13 protein-coding genes are annotated in these 15949 nt (G+C 42.4%); all 13 read left to right on the top strand.

Annotated elements, in window-relative coordinates; all coding sequences use genetic code 11:
- Positions 1-399: 399 nt before the first annotated feature.
- Positions 400-990 (top strand): ATP-dependent Clp endopeptidase proteolytic subunit ClpP, encoded by a 591-nt coding sequence (clpP, locus tag ACWPWY_RS14565; protein ID WP_191802208.1) that lies wholly within the window; start codon positions 400-402, stop codon positions 988-990.
- A 12-nt stretch (positions 991-1002) separates the two neighbouring features.
- Positions 1003-2262 carry an ATP-dependent protease ATP-binding subunit ClpX gene (gene clpX / locus ACWPWY_RS14560; protein WP_454192322.1) on the top strand — a complete coding sequence of 420 codons (1260 nt, stop codon included), beginning with the start codon at positions 1003-1005 and terminating at the stop codon, positions 2260-2262.
- A gap of 126 nt (positions 2263-2388) precedes the next feature.
- Positions 2389-3486, top strand: coding sequence for a flavodoxin-dependent (E)-4-hydroxy-3-methylbut-2-enyl-diphosphate synthase (gene ispG / locus ACWPWY_RS14555; RefSeq protein ID WP_213535201.1), 1098 nt, complete (start codon positions 2389-2391; stop codon positions 3484-3486).
- 182 nt (positions 3487-3668) lie between these two features.
- Entirely contained in the window at positions 3669-5408 is a 1740-nt protein-coding gene (gene lonB / locus ACWPWY_RS14550; protein ID WP_454192321.1) for an ATP-dependent protease LonB, read from the top strand.
- 87 nt (positions 5409-5495) lie between these two features.
- A complete protein-coding gene (gene lon / locus ACWPWY_RS14545) occupies positions 5496-7832 on the top strand; it encodes an endopeptidase La (RefSeq protein ID WP_454192320.1) in 2337 nt (778 codons plus the stop codon).
- Positions 7833-7850: 18 nt separating this feature from the next.
- Positions 7851-8510, top strand: a complete 660-nt coding sequence (gene yihA / locus ACWPWY_RS14540; RefSeq protein WP_454192319.1) for a ribosome biogenesis GTP-binding protein YihA/YsxC — start codon at positions 7851-7853, stop codon at positions 8508-8510.
- Between the two features lie 251 nt (positions 8511-8761).
- Entirely contained in the window at positions 8762-9349 is a 588-nt protein-coding gene (locus ACWPWY_RS14535) for a non-ribosomal peptide synthetase module (protein WP_454192318.1), read from the top strand.
- 426 nt (positions 9350-9775) lie between these two features.
- On the top strand, positions 9776-10174 hold the full coding sequence (speD, locus tag ACWPWY_RS14530; RefSeq protein WP_454192317.1) for an adenosylmethionine decarboxylase: 399 nt from the start codon (positions 9776-9778) through the stop codon (positions 10172-10174).
- Between the two features lie 366 nt (positions 10175-10540).
- On the top strand, positions 10541-11926 hold the full coding sequence (gene hemA, locus ACWPWY_RS14525; protein ID WP_454192316.1) for a glutamyl-tRNA reductase: 1386 nt from the start codon (positions 10541-10543) through the stop codon (positions 11924-11926).
- A gap of 17 nt (positions 11927-11943) precedes the next feature.
- The gene (ccsA, locus tag ACWPWY_RS14520) at positions 11944-12771 is read left to right on the top strand and encodes a cytochrome c biogenesis protein CcsA (protein WP_454192315.1); all 828 of its coding nucleotides are present in this window, start codon (positions 11944-11946) and stop codon (positions 12769-12771) included.
- A gap of 10 nt (positions 12772-12781) precedes the next feature.
- A complete protein-coding gene (locus ACWPWY_RS14515; protein WP_454192314.1) occupies positions 12782-13432 on the top strand; it encodes a precorrin-2 dehydrogenase/sirohydrochlorin ferrochelatase family protein in 651 nt (216 codons plus the stop codon).
- Between the two features lie 4 nt (positions 13433-13436).
- A complete protein-coding gene (hemC, locus tag ACWPWY_RS14510; protein WP_454192313.1) occupies positions 13437-14381 on the top strand; it encodes a hydroxymethylbilane synthase in 945 nt (314 codons plus the stop codon).
- 5 nt (positions 14382-14386) lie between these two features.
- The gene (cobA, locus tag ACWPWY_RS14505) at positions 14387-15922 is read left to right on the top strand and encodes a uroporphyrinogen-III C-methyltransferase (RefSeq protein WP_454192312.1); all 1536 of its coding nucleotides are present in this window, start codon (positions 14387-14389) and stop codon (positions 15920-15922) included.
- Positions 15923-15949: the final 27 nt, after the last annotated feature.

Below are 15949 nucleotides of genomic sequence, written 5' to 3'. Positions count from 1 at the left end.
TAAAATAGAAATGGATTTATGCAAAATGCAAATCACGTATATCAGATAAGGCACGTAATGTTTTTTACGTGCCTTATTTTTTCTAAGTAATATCCATTTTATAGTAACTTTTATTATTAGATGGATATTAATTAATATGCGTGATAATTTTTATAACCTTCCATATACTTAATATATAGGTCTTTACTCTATATGCCGGAAGGCGCATTTGCACATACATAAAAAAAATGGTTAAATATGATCAAGCTTTCTTATTATTGCTTCATCTGAGAAAGCGGATCTATATGACATGAAACAGGGAACATGTTAAAATAAGATGTACTGTAAAAATGTTTACAGATTCTTATGTTTTCCCTGACTTGTGCGGTAAAGATTCTATTATGGAAAAGAGGTTTACACATGAGTCTCGTACCTATGGTTGTTGAACAAACGAATCGCGGAGAACGTTCATACGATATTTACTCTAGACTGCTGAAAGATCGGATTATCTTTCTCAGCGGTGCAATAGATGATGATGTGGCGAATCTTGTAATCGCCCAGCTTCTTTTCCTGGCTGCAGAAGATCCAGAAAAAGATATCAGTTTATATATCAATTCACCTGGTGGTTCTGTTACAGCAGGGTTGGGTATATATGATACGATGCAGTTTATCAAGCCAGACGTATCCACGATCTGCGTAGGTATGGCTGCCAGCATGGGTTCTCTGCTATTAACAGCAGGTGCTCCTGGTAAGCGATATGCACTTGAAAACAGTGAAGTAATGATACATCAACCGCTGGGCGGAGTCCAAGGTCAGGCATCCGATATTCAGATTCATGCTGACTGGATTATTAAGACTCGTCAGAAACTGAATCAGATTTACGTGGAGCGTACAGGTCAACCCCTTGATAAAATCGAGCGTGATACGGACCGTGACTATTTCATGAGTGCGGAAGAAGCTTTAGAGTACCGTATCATTGACCAAGTACTCACCAAACCGATCAATTCTTAAAGGGGTGGTTATATGTTTAAATTTAACGATGAGAAAGGACAATTGAAATGTTCTTTCTGCGGTAAATCCCAGGAACAAGTCCGCAAGTTAGTGGCGGGACCAGGGGTGTATATATGTGATGAGTGTATCGAGCTTTGCGCGGAGATCGTGGAAGAAGAACTCGGTCATGATGAAGAGATTGATCTGAAGGATATTCCGAAACCAAAAGAGATTCGTGATATTCTCGATCAATATGTAATTGGTCAAGATCAAGCTAAGAAATCATTGTCTGTAGCGGTTTATAATCACTACAAACGTATTAATACGCAGAGCAAAATTGACGACGTGGAAATGTCGAAAAGTAATATCTTGCTTCTAGGACCAACGGGTTCTGGTAAGACTTTACTTGCTCAAACGATGGCAAAAATTCTGAATGTACCGTTTGCAATTGCAGATGCTACGTCTTTGACGGAAGCAGGGTATGTTGGTGAAGACGTTGAGAATATTCTTCTCAAGTTGATCCAAGCAGCGGATTATGATGTAGAAAAAGCAGAACGCGGCATCATTTATATTGATGAAATTGATAAAGTTGCACGTAAATCGGAGAATCCTTCGATTACACGTGACGTTTCTGGTGAAGGTGTGCAGCAAGCTCTCCTCAAAATTTTGGAGGGAACTGTCGCTTCCGTACCGCCGCAAGGTGGACGTAAGCATCCACATCAAGAGTTTATCCAGATCGATACAACAAATATTTTATTCGTTTGCGGCGGTGCCTTTGATGGTCTGGAGCAAATGATTAAACGTCGTATCGGTAAAAAAGTAATCGGATTTAACTCAGCAACAGAGCAGAAGGACTTGAAACCAGGAGAATATCTTGGCATGGTTCTTCCAGAAGATTTGCTCAAGTTCGGTTTGATTCCGGAATTTGTAGGACGTTTGCCGGTTATCTCTACTTTGGAGCCGCTTGATGAAGACACACTTGTTCGCATCCTGTCTGAGCCGAAGAACGCACTGGTTAAACAGTACACGAAAATGCTTGAACTCGATAATGTATCTCTTGAGTTTGAACCAGGAGCACTTGAGGCCATTGCTCGTGAAGCGATCAAACGGAATACAGGAGCTCGTGGACTTCGTGCCATTATCGAAGGCTTATTGCTTGATGTAATGTATGAAGTGCCATCTCGTGAAGATGTAACCAAATGCGTAATTACACAACAGGTTGTTGAAGAAAAAACAACACCTGAATTACGCAGTGGAGATGCAAAAGATAAAAAACAGGAAGAAAGTGCGTGATCTAGGCTGATCCCACTTATCTAGTTTAAATAAATTAGTCATACTCCACTGGTACAGGGGCTTATTACTGGATATTCCAGTCCTCTTGCTGGTGGAGATTTGACGTTATGGGGAGAGAAAGCCATCATGTTTCTGAGACAAGATACACGTCCCGTAAAAGTTGGAGATATTACCATCGGCGGAAGCAACGAAGTAATTATACAAAGTATGTGTACAACAAAAACTGCCGATGTAGAAGCAACCGTTGCTGAAATCTTGCGTCTGGAAGAAGCAGGTTGTCAGATCGTTCGCGTAACGGTAAATAATGACGAAGCAGCAGATGCGATTAAAGAGATTAAAAAACGGATTCATATCCCACTGGTAGCGGATATTCACTTTAACTACAAGCTGGCTTTAAAGGCGATAGAGAATGGGATTGATAAAGTTCGTATTAATCCAGGTAACATCGGTCGCCGTGAAAAAGTAGAAGCAGTAGTGGAAGCTTGTAAAGCAAAAGGTATCCCGATTCGTATTGGAGTTAATGCCGGTTCTCTTGAGAACCATTTGCTCGAAAAGTACGGTTATCCAACAGCAGATGCGATGGTAGAAAGCGCACTTTATCACATAGGTATTCTAGAAGAGCTGGATTTTCATGATATTATCGTATCCCTGAAAGCTTCTGACGTACCCATGGCGATTGAAGCTTATACCAAAGCAGCTCAGGTTATTCCTTATCCACTTCATCTTGGGATTACAGAAGCGGGCACCTTATTCTCGGGAACGATTAAAAGTTCAGCGGGTATGGGAGCACTTCTTTCACTCGGCATTGGTTCAACGATGCGTATTTCACTAAGTGCCGATCCGGTAGAAGAAATAAAGGTAGCAAGAGAACTGCTTAAAGCGTTTGGTCTGATCTCGAATGCAGCTACGCTCATTTCTTGCCCGACTTGTGGACGTCTTGATATTGATCTATTCTCCATTGCGAATGAAGTGGAAGAGTACATCTCACAGATTAAAGTGCCGATTAAAGTATCTGTACTCGGCTGTGCTGTTAATGGTCCAGGGGAAGCAAGAGAAGCAGATATCGGTATTGCCGGTGCTCGGGGAGAAGGATTGTTATTCCGTTATGGAGAGATGATTCGTAAAGTACCTGAGGCTGAGATGGTTAATGAATTAAAAAAAGAAATTGATAAAATTGTGGTTGCCTATGAAGAAACAGGGGTCATCCCTGGTCGTAAGCACTAATATTTATTATCTATATAAGATAAGTCAGCTTTCCACTCGCGAAAGTTGGCTTTTTTTGTTTTTCTCTCCCACTTCATCCGTATTTTACGTTTACCACAAGGGGAAAAGGCTATACTACCAAGTATCGAACTTTTTACGTGGCAAAAATATGTGAAAGAAAGATTGAACAGGAGGGCTTCAATATGGGAAATGAAATAACGATTATCATTATGTTGGTCAATTTATTTTTTGGAGTTGTAATTGGGTTATATTTTTGGAATATGCTGCGCTCGCAAAAAAATAATCGAAGTGCGGTAGAAAAAGAATCTCGCAAAGAATTGGATAAACTACGGAAGCTGAGAGCCATCTCACTGACGAAACCACTTGCTGAAAAGACACGACCTGCAAAACTTGAGGATATTGTGGGCCAAAAAGATGGTCTGCGGGCCATGAAGGCCGCTCTCTGCAGTGGTAATCCCCAACATGTGATTGTTTACGGTCCGCCGGGAGTAGGGAAGACAGCGGCAGCCAGGGTCATTTTAGAGGAAGCGAAAAAGAACCCGGCTTCTCCTTTTAAGGCAGATGCCAAATTTACCGAGATTGATGCGACCACAGCACGTTTTGATGAACGGGGAATTGCAGATCCTCTCATTGGATCCGTCCATGATCCGATATACCAAGGAGCGGGTGCAATGGGGGTAGCTGGTATTCCTCAGCCGAAACCGGGAGCCGTTACCAAAGCACATGGTGGGATTTTATTTGTGGACGAAATTGGTGAACTTCATACGACTCAGATGAACAAGCTGCTCAAAGTACTCGAGGATCGCAAAGTGATTTTGGAAAGTGCGTACTACAATTCCGAAGATACGCATACTCCTGCTTATATCCATGATATTTTCCAAAATGGATTGCCAGCAGATTTTCGTCTTGTGGGTGCAACGACAAGATCTCCACATGAAATTCCGCCAGCACTGCGTTCTCGCTGTATGGAAATCTTTTTCCGCGCGCTATTACCAGAAGAGATTGGACAAATTGCGGAAGATGCCATATCCAAAATCGGGTTTTCAGCGAATCCCGAAGCGGTAGAAGTTGTTAAAAAGTACGCGACGAATGGCCGGGAAGCAGTAAACATTGTACAGCTTGCTGCCGGACTTGCCCTGACCGAGAATCGGGATGAACTACAGGCCTCTGATTTAGAGTGGGTAGCGAGCAGTAGTCAAATTCAGCCAAGACCTGATCGTAAAATACCAAGTCGTCCACAAATCGGTTTTGTTAACGGACTTGCTGTGTATGGTCCCAATATGGGAGCACTGCTTGAAATTGAAGTTTCTGCTGTACCTGTATCAAAAGGCAAGGGCACCTATAACATTACGGGTGTCGTAGAGGAAGAAGAGATTGGCGGAGGGTCTAGAACACTGCGCCGCAAAAGCATGGCAAAAGGTTCTGTAGAGAATGTTCTGACTGTTCTTCGTGCTATGGGGTATGAACCATCCAATTATGATCTTCACATTAATTTCCCGGGAGGAACGCCGATTGATGGACCTTCCGCTGGGATTGCGATGGCGACGGCGATTGTTTCAGCAATTCGGGGAATTCCTGTAGATCATGAGCTGGCCATGACAGGAGAAATAAGTATTCACGGAAAAGTGAAACCAATTGGCGGCGTTTTGGCTAAGGTGGAAGCAGCATTTCAGGCAGGAGCCAAAAAAGTAATCATTCCCGCTGAGAATTGGCAATCCATTTTTGATAACTTGGAAGGCTTACGTGTGATTCCGGTTGAGACGGCTGAAGAAGTGTTCCAGCATGTATTTGGAGAGTCAGAAAAAATAGTAGTGGAAGAGGTCGTTTCTCCTCCTACAGAACTCTTTCCACCTTCTTCTCCATCTGTTCTCCATGCCGATCATAATCGGAACGGTAAACTGAATAGTACCGAAAGCATGTAATGCTTGTCCCTTCATTGGTTTTTTATGTGAACATTTGATAAAATAATGAATGATAACAACTTGAGAGCCATTGGAGGTGTGAAAGCGATGGGACCGAGCAAAGCCAAAGGTCGTCGTTTTCCTTTACTGCCTTTGAGAGGACTTCTTGTTTACCCGAGTATGGTACTTCATCTCGATGTAGGCAGGGAGAAATCAGTTAAGGCTTTGGAAAAAGCGATGGTAGAAGAACATTTAATCCTCCTGTGTTCCCAATCTGAAGTAAATATTGAAGAACCTACAAGAGAAGACATCTTCCGGATCGGGACAGTGGCAAAGGTCAGACAGATGCTGAAGCTTCCGAATGGGACGATTCGGGTCCTTGTAGAAGGATTGGAACGCGCGGAAATTACCGAGTATACAGATAATGTTGATTTTTATGAAGTACTGGCAGTGGAGCTTCCAGAAGAAGAAACGAACCATCCGGAGACGGATGCTCTAATGAGAACGTTGCTGAACCAGTTCGAAAATTATATAAATCTGTCTAAAAAGATTACCCCGGAGACACTCGCAGCGGTGTCTGATATTGAAGAACCTGGGCGTCTTGCGGATGTAATAACCAGTCATCTTTCACTTAAGATTAAGGATAAACAAGAAATTCTGGAAACGATTAACGTGAAGCAAAGACTTGAGAAACTTCTCGATATTCTTAATAATGAGCGGGAAGTTTTGGAGCTTGAACGTAAGATCAGCCAGCGTGTGAAAAAACAGATGGAAAAAACGCAGAAGGAATATTATCTGCGTGAGCAAATGAAAGCCATTCAAAAGGAACTTGGAGAAAAAGAAGGCCGTGCAGGTGAAGTGGAAGAACTGCGCAACCAAGCGGCTGCTCTTAATCTGCCCGAGAAGGTTCAAGAGAAGGTAGACAAAGAAATTGATCGTCTTGAGAAAATGCCGGCAAGCTCTGCAGAAGGCGGCGTTATTCGAAATTATGTTGATTGGTTGCTCGCTTTGCCTTGGAGCCGCTCGACGGAAGATGATCTTGATATTCAGGCTGCCGAAGAAGTGCTTGATGCAGATCACTATGGCCTGGAGAAACCGAAGGAGAGAGTGCTTGAGTACTTAGCAGTTCAGAAGCTGGTTAAGAAGCTCAAAGGCCCGATTCTCTGTCTTGTAGGACCTCCTGGGGTAGGGAAAACATCACTGGCCCGTTCCATAGCGAAGTCACTTGGACGGGAATTTGTACGCATCTCACTTGGCGGAGTTCGAGATGAGGCAGAAATTCGCGGTCATCGCCGAACCTACGTAGGCGCAATGCCGGGGAGAATCATTCAAGGTATGAAAACAGCAGGTTCACTAAACCCTGTCTTCTTACTTGATGAGATTGATAAAATGGCTTCTGACTTCCGTGGTGATCCGTCATCAGCGCTTCTTGAAGTGTTGGATCCGGAACAGAACAACACATTTAGTGACCATTTTGTTGAACTGCCTTTTGACCTGTCGAACGTCATGTTTGTGACAACTGCCAATACGATACACAGTATTCCTAGACCGCTTCTTGATCGTATGGAACTCTTGAATATTCCAGGTTATACGGAACTAGAGAAGCTGCAAATCGCAAATCGTTATTTGTTGCCTAAACAGATTCGAGAACATGGTCTTACGGAGGAGCAGCTCCAAGTTGGTGAAGATACACTGCTGAAAGTTATTCGTGAATACACAAGAGAATCCGGTGTGCGGAACTTGGAACAGCAGATGGCATCCCTCTGCCGTAAAGCAGCCAAGAAAATTGTGACAGGATATGAAGGAAGTATCATCATTACACCGGAAGAGATTAAAGATTATCTTGGTCCGGGTAAATTTAGATATGGTGTAGCAGATCTTGAAGATCAGATCGGTACAGTGACAGGTCTTGCATGGACTGAGGTTGGCGGCGAAACTTTGGTGATTGAAGTGACCGTTGTTCCAGGTACCGGCAAGTTAACCCTGACCGGAAAACTTGGAGACGTGATGAAAGAATCTGCACAAGCAGCATTCAGCTATACTCGTTCCAAGGCGGTTGAACTTGGAATTGACCCAGACTTCCATGAGAAAAATGATATTCATATTCATATACCGGAAGGTGCCATTCCTAAAGATGGTCCTTCAGCAGGGATCACGATGGCAACTGCGCTTATTTCAGCCCTCACGAATCGTTATGTGTCTAAACACGTAGCGATGACGGGTGAAATCACGCTACGAGGTCGAGTGCTTCCGATCGGGGGGCTGAAGGAAAAATCACTGGCAGCTCACCGAGCTGGATACAAGAAAATTTTATTACCTAAGGACAACGAACGTGATTTAAGAGATATTCCGGACAGTGTTCGAGAAGATATCGAATTCATTCCTGTTGCTCATATGGATCAAGTACTGCAGCATGCTCTTGTAGAACAAGCAGGAGTGCATTAGAGAGGACAATTATCAACTATGAAAGTAACAAAATCGGAATTTATTATTAGTGCTGTAAGCCCCAGTCAATATCCTGAGGATGCCTTGCCGGAGATTGCTCTGGCAGGGCGTTCCAATGTGGGGAAATCATCACTGATTAATCGAATGATTAATCGAAAAAACCTGGCACGAACGAGTTCGACACCAGGTAAAACACAACAACTGAACTATTATCGTATTAATGATCAGCTTTATTTTGTCGATTTCCCGGGTTATGGGTATGCTAAAGTTTCGAAAACACAGCGGGCATTATTTGGACAAATGATGGAGAAATACTTGCTGGAGCGTTCAGAACTGAAACTTGTGATGCAGATGATCGATATGCGTCATGCACCAACCAAGGACGATATTATGATGTATGATTGGCTCAAACATCATGGTCTTCCTGTTTGCATCGTAACTACAAAGATGGACAAGATTCCAAAAACAAAACGCGCTAAACATGCAAAAATTATAAAAGAAGCCCTTCAGATTCATCCAGATGATTCATTTGTATCTTTTTCTTCAGAAGAAGGTATTGGCAGAGATGAATTGTGGGAAGTTATTTCCCGCTATGCATTCACTAATGATCCATTCGGTGAGGAAGAAGAGCAGGATGAAATAGAAGAAGGCCAGGAAACCTCAACTCACGAAGCGTGACAAGCCTAAAATGCAGGATGACAGAGTTAGCATGAACTTTTAATGCAGGAAAGTGAGCATCTTCCCTATGAGCTATAGAATTTAAGCGTTTATCCGGTTATTTACGGTTTTTGCGTAAGTTTTTATGGTTTAGAGAAGGAGCGAACGGTTTAAAAGGTAGTGTATAATAGAGTCAGGCATAAGCCTTGTTACGAAATTTCCGGTGAAAACACCGGCCTGAGATAGATCAGGAAAGAATTGGGGAGATTTTTATGGCTCAGCGGTTAGCCACAGAATATGTTAAAGCCACTTTGAAATTGTCGGAAACTCAAATGAAGCAGTTCTTGCAGATGGCAGAAGACGGTCATGTCCATTCAAGAGTGAAAGTTCTTGGTAATGGAGGACAGGAAATTGTACTAGAGGATCATGCAGGCGAGGAAGTTCATTTTCCATTTGATCGTAGAGAAGGGTTTTATGTCTGTGAGTTGTCTTGCCGCTTGGTAAATGTACACTTAACTAATTTGGTGCGCAAGTTATTCCTTTGCTTCAAAGGAGAAGGAATTGTAAATCGGGTATATGCTGGGTTTACAATGTCTTATGTTTATTCAAAAGGATCTGTGCGTAAAATTGTTGAAGTAAGAGAAAATCAATCCCAGACGGTATATCAATACAAAAATACACTTCAAGAAATGGAAGATGTATTCCGGATGAGAAATGTCGAGCAACAGATTACAAAGGTTAAAAGAAGTGTTAACGAACTGCTTGATTTACGGAATAGAACCTATAATCAAGAAGAAATTGCGAAGATTGACGAGCAATTACGCACTCATACGTTTACTTTATTCGCTTTAGAAGCATAAGTATTTTCCTAAGGAAATACCCTAGCATTTTATTTTCTAGAACTCCTTACCCTACTGGGGTATGGAGTTTTTTTGTTTGTACATTTACAAGGATGAATTACCTTTTTGGTTAGCTACTCTTTATGAAAAAGCAGGGTGTAGATTTGGAGTAAAACTCCGATTTAGATCCCCACAATTCCGATGATGAAAGAATTATGATTTATTTCATAGTAACAGATGTATTTATTTGTAGTGCTTGTAAAAAAACTATTGCAATTGCATCCGATAGATGTTATTTTTAATCTCGTTGAAAAGAATATAGGAACCAGGATTCACTCAGGACATTGAGATGTTGCGAGAGATTATTCCCTCGGGAAGTGAATGACGTAGGTCCTAGCGGATGAAATTTTTTCAAACATTTTATTCCTAGGAAGGGGGAACCGGAAGATGGAATATTCAACTTTCGGAAGACACGTTGCTGTTGATACTTGGGGAGTCGACTTTGATTTACTGAACAATGAGGAGTTTTTGCAAGCACAGATGATTGATGCAGCTGAGGCTTGTGGTGCTACAGTATTGTCTGTACAATCCAAGCAATTTGAACCTCAAGGAGCGACAGTACTTGTATTGCTGTCAGAGAGCCATCTCTCGATTCACACGTATCCTGAGAGAGGTTTTGCCGCAATTGATTGTTACACTTGTGGAGAAACGGTAGACCCGCAGTTAGCCATTGACTACCTGGTGTCCGTACTGAAACCAGACAAAACGTACGCCAAAAAATTGGTTCGCGGTTTGGGTGAAATGAAGGTCGAAACACCTGAAATGAACCAAATCGAACTTGTTTGATGGAAAGTTAATAATATTGATTAAAATGACAACCATGGATAAATATCCATGGTTGTTTTATATATGTAGATATTTTACAATTCTGGTATACTTAATCGGATGAATAATTACAATTTGAGGTTTGAAAAGTGTGGAGTGTCTCCGTCACTGTATAAAGATATGAAGAGCCGGTAAAATTAAGCGGAAGCTTTGCCTGTAAAATGAGGATTTCATAAACATGTCATAAAAAGCACTTAGCCGGGCAAATACATATGTTATACTGAGTATTGTTTACATTATGTACTCAAGATCATGTGCTGTTTACAGCATATTGTGATATAGATCATTTACAAATTTAATGAAATCGTAGAGGCAGGTGAACTTGCAATGCACATCGTCGCAGTTGGATTGAATTATCGCACAGCGCCTGTAGAAGTCAGGGAACGTTTTACGTTTGATGAGAAGGACTTATCCCTTGCGCTCCAGCAGCTTAAAAAGACAAATAGTGTATTGGAAGGCGTCATTGTAGCTACATGCAACCGGACTGAAATGTATGTGGTAGTCGATCGTCTTCATATGTGCGGCTATTTTATTCGTAGTTTTATGGAGAAATGGTTTGGGATTTCCCGTGAAGAATTTACCCAGCATCTTTATATCTACGAAGATGAGCAGGCAATCCGTCATCTGTTTCGTGTGACAAGCGGGCTTGACTCTATGGTTATTGGAGAAACTCAGATTCTTGGGCAAGTTAAACAAGCTTTTTTGTGTGCACAGCAAGAGAAAACAACAGGTACGTGGTTTAATGAACTATTTAAACATGCGATTACGGTTGGTAAAAGGGCACATTCAGAAACATCCATTGGAGAAGCTGCCGTTTCGGTGAGTTATGCAGCGGTAGAACTCGGCAAGCGGATATTTGGTTCGTTTTCGAACAAAAAAGTAATGATTCTTGGTGCGGGAAAAATGAGCGAACTTACCGTGCAACATTTGTACGCAAATGGAGCGGAAGAAGTTATTGTTGCGAATCGGACCTTTGTACGTGCTGAAGAATTGGCGAAAAAATTCCAAGGGACCGCTTGTACTATGGAACAGGCATTTACCAGATTACATGAAGTCGACATTCTGATCAGTTCTACGGGTGCCAAGGACTTTGTTATTTCTCTGGATATGATGAAAGAAAGCATGAAGCGGAGAAAAGCACGTCCGCTCTTTATGATTGATATTGCGGTGCCAAGAGATATTGATCCTGCAATCAGTGATATGTCCAATGTTTACTTATATGATATTGATGATTTAGAAGGCGTAGTAGAGACAAATCTTGAAATGCGCCGTATGGAAGCCGCTAAAATTGATGCATTTATTGAAGAAGAAATGATGGCTTTTCAGCAGTGGCTTAAAACGCTGGGAGTACGGCCTGTCATTCGTGCCCTTCAAGAAAAAGCAAAAACCGTTCACGAGGATACACTCGAAAGTTTATTTAATAAGCTGCCGGAACTAGATGAAAGACAGCGTAAAGTCATTCGGCGTCTTACCAAAAGTATGCTGAATCAAATAACCCATGAGCCGATTAACCAAATTAAAGAAATGGCTGCTGATAAAAAAGCAGACGACGCTTTATTGATGTTTACCAAAATGTTCGGGCTCGAGGATGAGGTTGATGACAAGAAACAGGACACTGCTCCTTCTCAAGGGAGTTTACAGCCTGCCGTGGAAATGAACCATGGAGCTGCAAAGGAATCTTCGCGTCTCGCTTATGTTCCTGTGAGCCTGTAAGGCAGGTGTAGAGCTAAGTGACGGTTCATGATACGATTCACAGTTTCATCATTTATATTTACGCTCTGAGCCTTCTGTTTTATTTCTCGGATTGTATTCGTCGTAATACGAGTGCAAAGCGGATAGGCACAGGGCTTCTTGTTATTGTATCGATAATGCAGTTATTGTATCTTCTGTTCTACACGGTGAATGAAGGGTATGTTCCCATCTACTCCATGTACGATTTTATTTTCTTATTTTCATTTTGTATCGTTTTAATTTCATTCATATTAAGCAGGGGGCAGAGGTCTGAATACATTGTATTTCTACTGAATGTAGTCAGTTTCAGCGCTTTGGTGCTTAGTGACTTTTGGCTCGCTCCGAGTGAGAATGCACTACTCAATTGGCAGACCGTACATGGCATGCTCGTAATGCATATTGCACTTGCAAATCTTGGATTTGCAGCACTGACGGTATCGGCAGTTTTTGCATTGATTTATCTCTTTTTACATTACAGACTGAAGTTAAAACGTTGGAATGATTCCATGAGACGTGTGCCAAGCCTTGAAATTCTGCAATCGTATATGAACAAAGCAAGCCTCATCGGGACACCCATTCTTGGTATATCTGTGATCCTCGCCATTTTGTCGATCGTTGCCGAGAAGCAGTGGTTGTACCTATTAGATCTGAAAGTGCTCGCTACTTTTATTGCGCTATGTATCTATGTTGGTTATTTTGTATCCAAACGATATATTGATGCACCTCAGCATGTAATGGCAAGGTGGATTTTGATTGGATATGCTTTTGTTATTATTAGTTTTTTGAGCAACGCATGGTCCATGTTTCATCGCTGGACAGGGGAGTGAGACATTACGCATGGAGAATCACTATGTACCCGTTATGTTGAATTGTTCAGGGCGCAGGTGCATTATTATCGGCGGAGGTAAGGTAGCAGAGCGAAAGATGGAGGCTCTTGCAGGTTCAGGAGCGCTGCTCACTATTATTAGCCCCGAAGTGACGAAAAACCTTCTTCACATGGTTCACCGGGGTGAAGCCGAATGGCGTAAGAAGCCCTATCTCCAGGGAGACCTGGAAGGGGCTTTTCTTGTATATGCGGCAACGGATAGCCCAGAAGTAAACGAACAAGTCATTGCCGAAGCCCAGCAGAGAAATATTCTTGTTAACCGTGCAGATGCTCCGAGTACCGGTGATTTTATAACACCCAGCTCTGTACGCCGGGGGAAGTTAACCATTGCGGTTTCTGCATCAGGCGCAAGCCCTGGATTATCGAAACGAATTATGGAACAGATGAGAGCCGACTATGGGGAAGAATATGAGATTTACCTTGATTTTTTACAGCAATTTCGAGAAGTTATTCAGCTTGAGGTCGAAGATCGGAGAGATAGAAAATGCCTGCTTGATCGGGTGCTTGAAATGGATATTTTAGCACAAATACGAAAAAAACAGTTTCGACCATGGTCACAGGAAGAAATGGTAAGGTGGCTTAATGCCAATCGGGAGGGGTAATAAGATGCGTACAATTATTGTGGGAAGCAGACAAAGTGCTTTAGCATTGACACAGACAGGTCATGTCATCGAGGATTTGAAGAAAATAAGTTCAGAGCATGGACTTGAATTTGATTTTGAAGTGAAGAAAATTGTCACTAAAGGAGATCAGATTCTGAATGTTACGCTGTCAAAAGTAGGCGGTAAAGGACTGTTTGTCAAAGAAATTGAACAGGCAATGATGAACAAAGAGATTGATATGGCGGTACATAGTATGAAAGATATGCCTTCGGTACTGCCTGAATCCCTTACGACGGGGGCGGTACCCAAACGAGAAGATCCAAGAGATGCTTTAATTTCTCGAAATGGAGCTTCGCTTGATGAGCTTCCCCAGGGAGCAAAAATCGGCACCAGCAGCCTGCGCCGTGCCAGTCAGTTGAAGGCTTATCGACCCGATCTCAATGTTGAGTGGATCCGCGGGAATATTGATTCTCGTTTACGTAAACTTGAGACGGAAGGATTTGAAGCAATTATCTTAGCTGCAGCAGGTCTTGCGCGTATGGGATGGAGCGATCGAATTACCTCCTATTTATCTCCTGAAACTTGTTTGCCAGCGGTTGGTCAAGGCGCACTGGGTATTGAATGCCGTAAGGATGATAAGGAATTGCTTACTCTTCTTTCTTTATATAATGATGAAGTAACAGCCAAACCAGTTGCTGCTGAACGAGAGTTTTTACATGTCCTGAACGGTGGTTGCCAGGTTCCTATTGGAGCTTATGCCACATGGGTTACGGGTAGTAATTCGGAAGACAAACAAATTGAACTCACGGGTATGGTAGGAACACCGGATGGCCAAACCGTATTGAAACAAACCTTAACAGGTACTGATCCAAAACAGCTTGGTAAGGCTGTGGCCAGCCGATTAATTGAAATGGGTGCAGAGAAGATACTGGCAGATGTAAGGGGATGATGTCCATGACAGGAAAAGTTTATCTAGTAGGGGCAGGTCCGGGCAATGCAAAGCTCATTACAGTTAAGGGATGGGAATGTATTCAAAAGGCAGATGTTGTCGTATATGATCGGCTAGCGAGCCCTAGATTGCTTCGAATTATGAAACCGGGAGCAGAAAAAATTTATGTAGGCAAAAAGACAAATCGACATACGATGAAACAAGAAGATATTAATCAGCTTCTAGTTGATTTGGCTCTAGCGGGAAAGAAGGTTGTTCGTTTAAAAGGCGGAGACCCTACGATTTTTGGAAGAGTGGGTGAAGAAGCAGAGTTATTGAAGCAGAATAACGTGCCTTTTGAGATTGTACCAGGGGTAACTTCTGCAATCAGTGTACCTGCCTATGCTGGAATTCCAGTAACTCACCGGGATTACGCTTCTTCTATTTCGATTATTACAGGACATGAGAGTCCGGAAAAAATGAACCGTGCGATCCATTGGGATAAAGTAACGAATGCAACCGGAACACTGGTGTTTATGATGGGTGTTGCGAATATTGGATATATTAGTAAGCAGCTCATTGATCATGGCAGACCAAAGGATACACCTGTAGCCCTTATTCGCTGGGGGACATGGGCAGAACAGGATACACTGATCGGAACGCTGGAAGATATTGAAGCAAAAGTAACCCAGTATGGATTCCGTCCGCCCGGTGTGATCGTAGTAGGAGATGTAGTTAAACAACGTGAACGGCTCAAATGGGTAGAATCCATGCCTTTATTCGGTAAACGGATCTTGGTCACACGGGCTAGAACACAAGCGATTGATCTGGTAGATCGAATTGAAGAACTTGGCGGAGAAGCTTATGAGCTGCCTGTGATTGAAACAGTGCCTCCCGCTTCAGTAGAAACAAGAGATCAGATCAAAACCGCACTCGCCTCCATGCCGGAGTATGATTGGGTTTTCTTTACGAGTGTTAACGGAGTGGAATACTTCTTTAAGCATCTTGAAGAGCTAGGCCTAGATATTCGTGCATTATCAAAAGCTAGAATCGTAGCTATTGGACCTTCTACAAGAGAAGTTTTACGAAGCAAAGGAATCATAGCAGAAGAAGTGCAAGGCTCTTACCAGCAAGAAGGATTAATGGATACCTTTGGAGATGAATTGTTGCCAGGTCAGAAAGTCCTCCTGCCTTGTGGAAATCTTGCGCGGTCTTGGCTGCCGGATCGACTACGTGAAAAAGGACTGGAAGTTAGCGTAGCACACATTTATGAGACGGTTATTCCCGATGAATGGGATGATGATGTCATTCAGCTGCTGGAAAAAGGGAAAATATATGCTGTTACATTCACAAGCTCTTCTACCGTAACACACTTGCTTGCATTGCTTAAGAAAATGGGGAATGACAATCCAGTAGAGCTACTTAATAAAGTGCATGTCGTATGTATCGGTCCCGTTACTGCTCAAGAAGCAGAGAAGGCTGGTCTTTCTGTAAGCATCATATCAAATAAGGCTACAATGGACAGTCTAACGGATGCTTTGTGCGAACTAAAAGATAAATAATTAGGATATAAAAAGGAAGATAGAAAG

The organism is Paenibacillus sp. Marseille-Q7038, from assembly GCF_965111595.1.
This window is presented reverse-complemented; position numbering and strand designations above follow the sequence as displayed.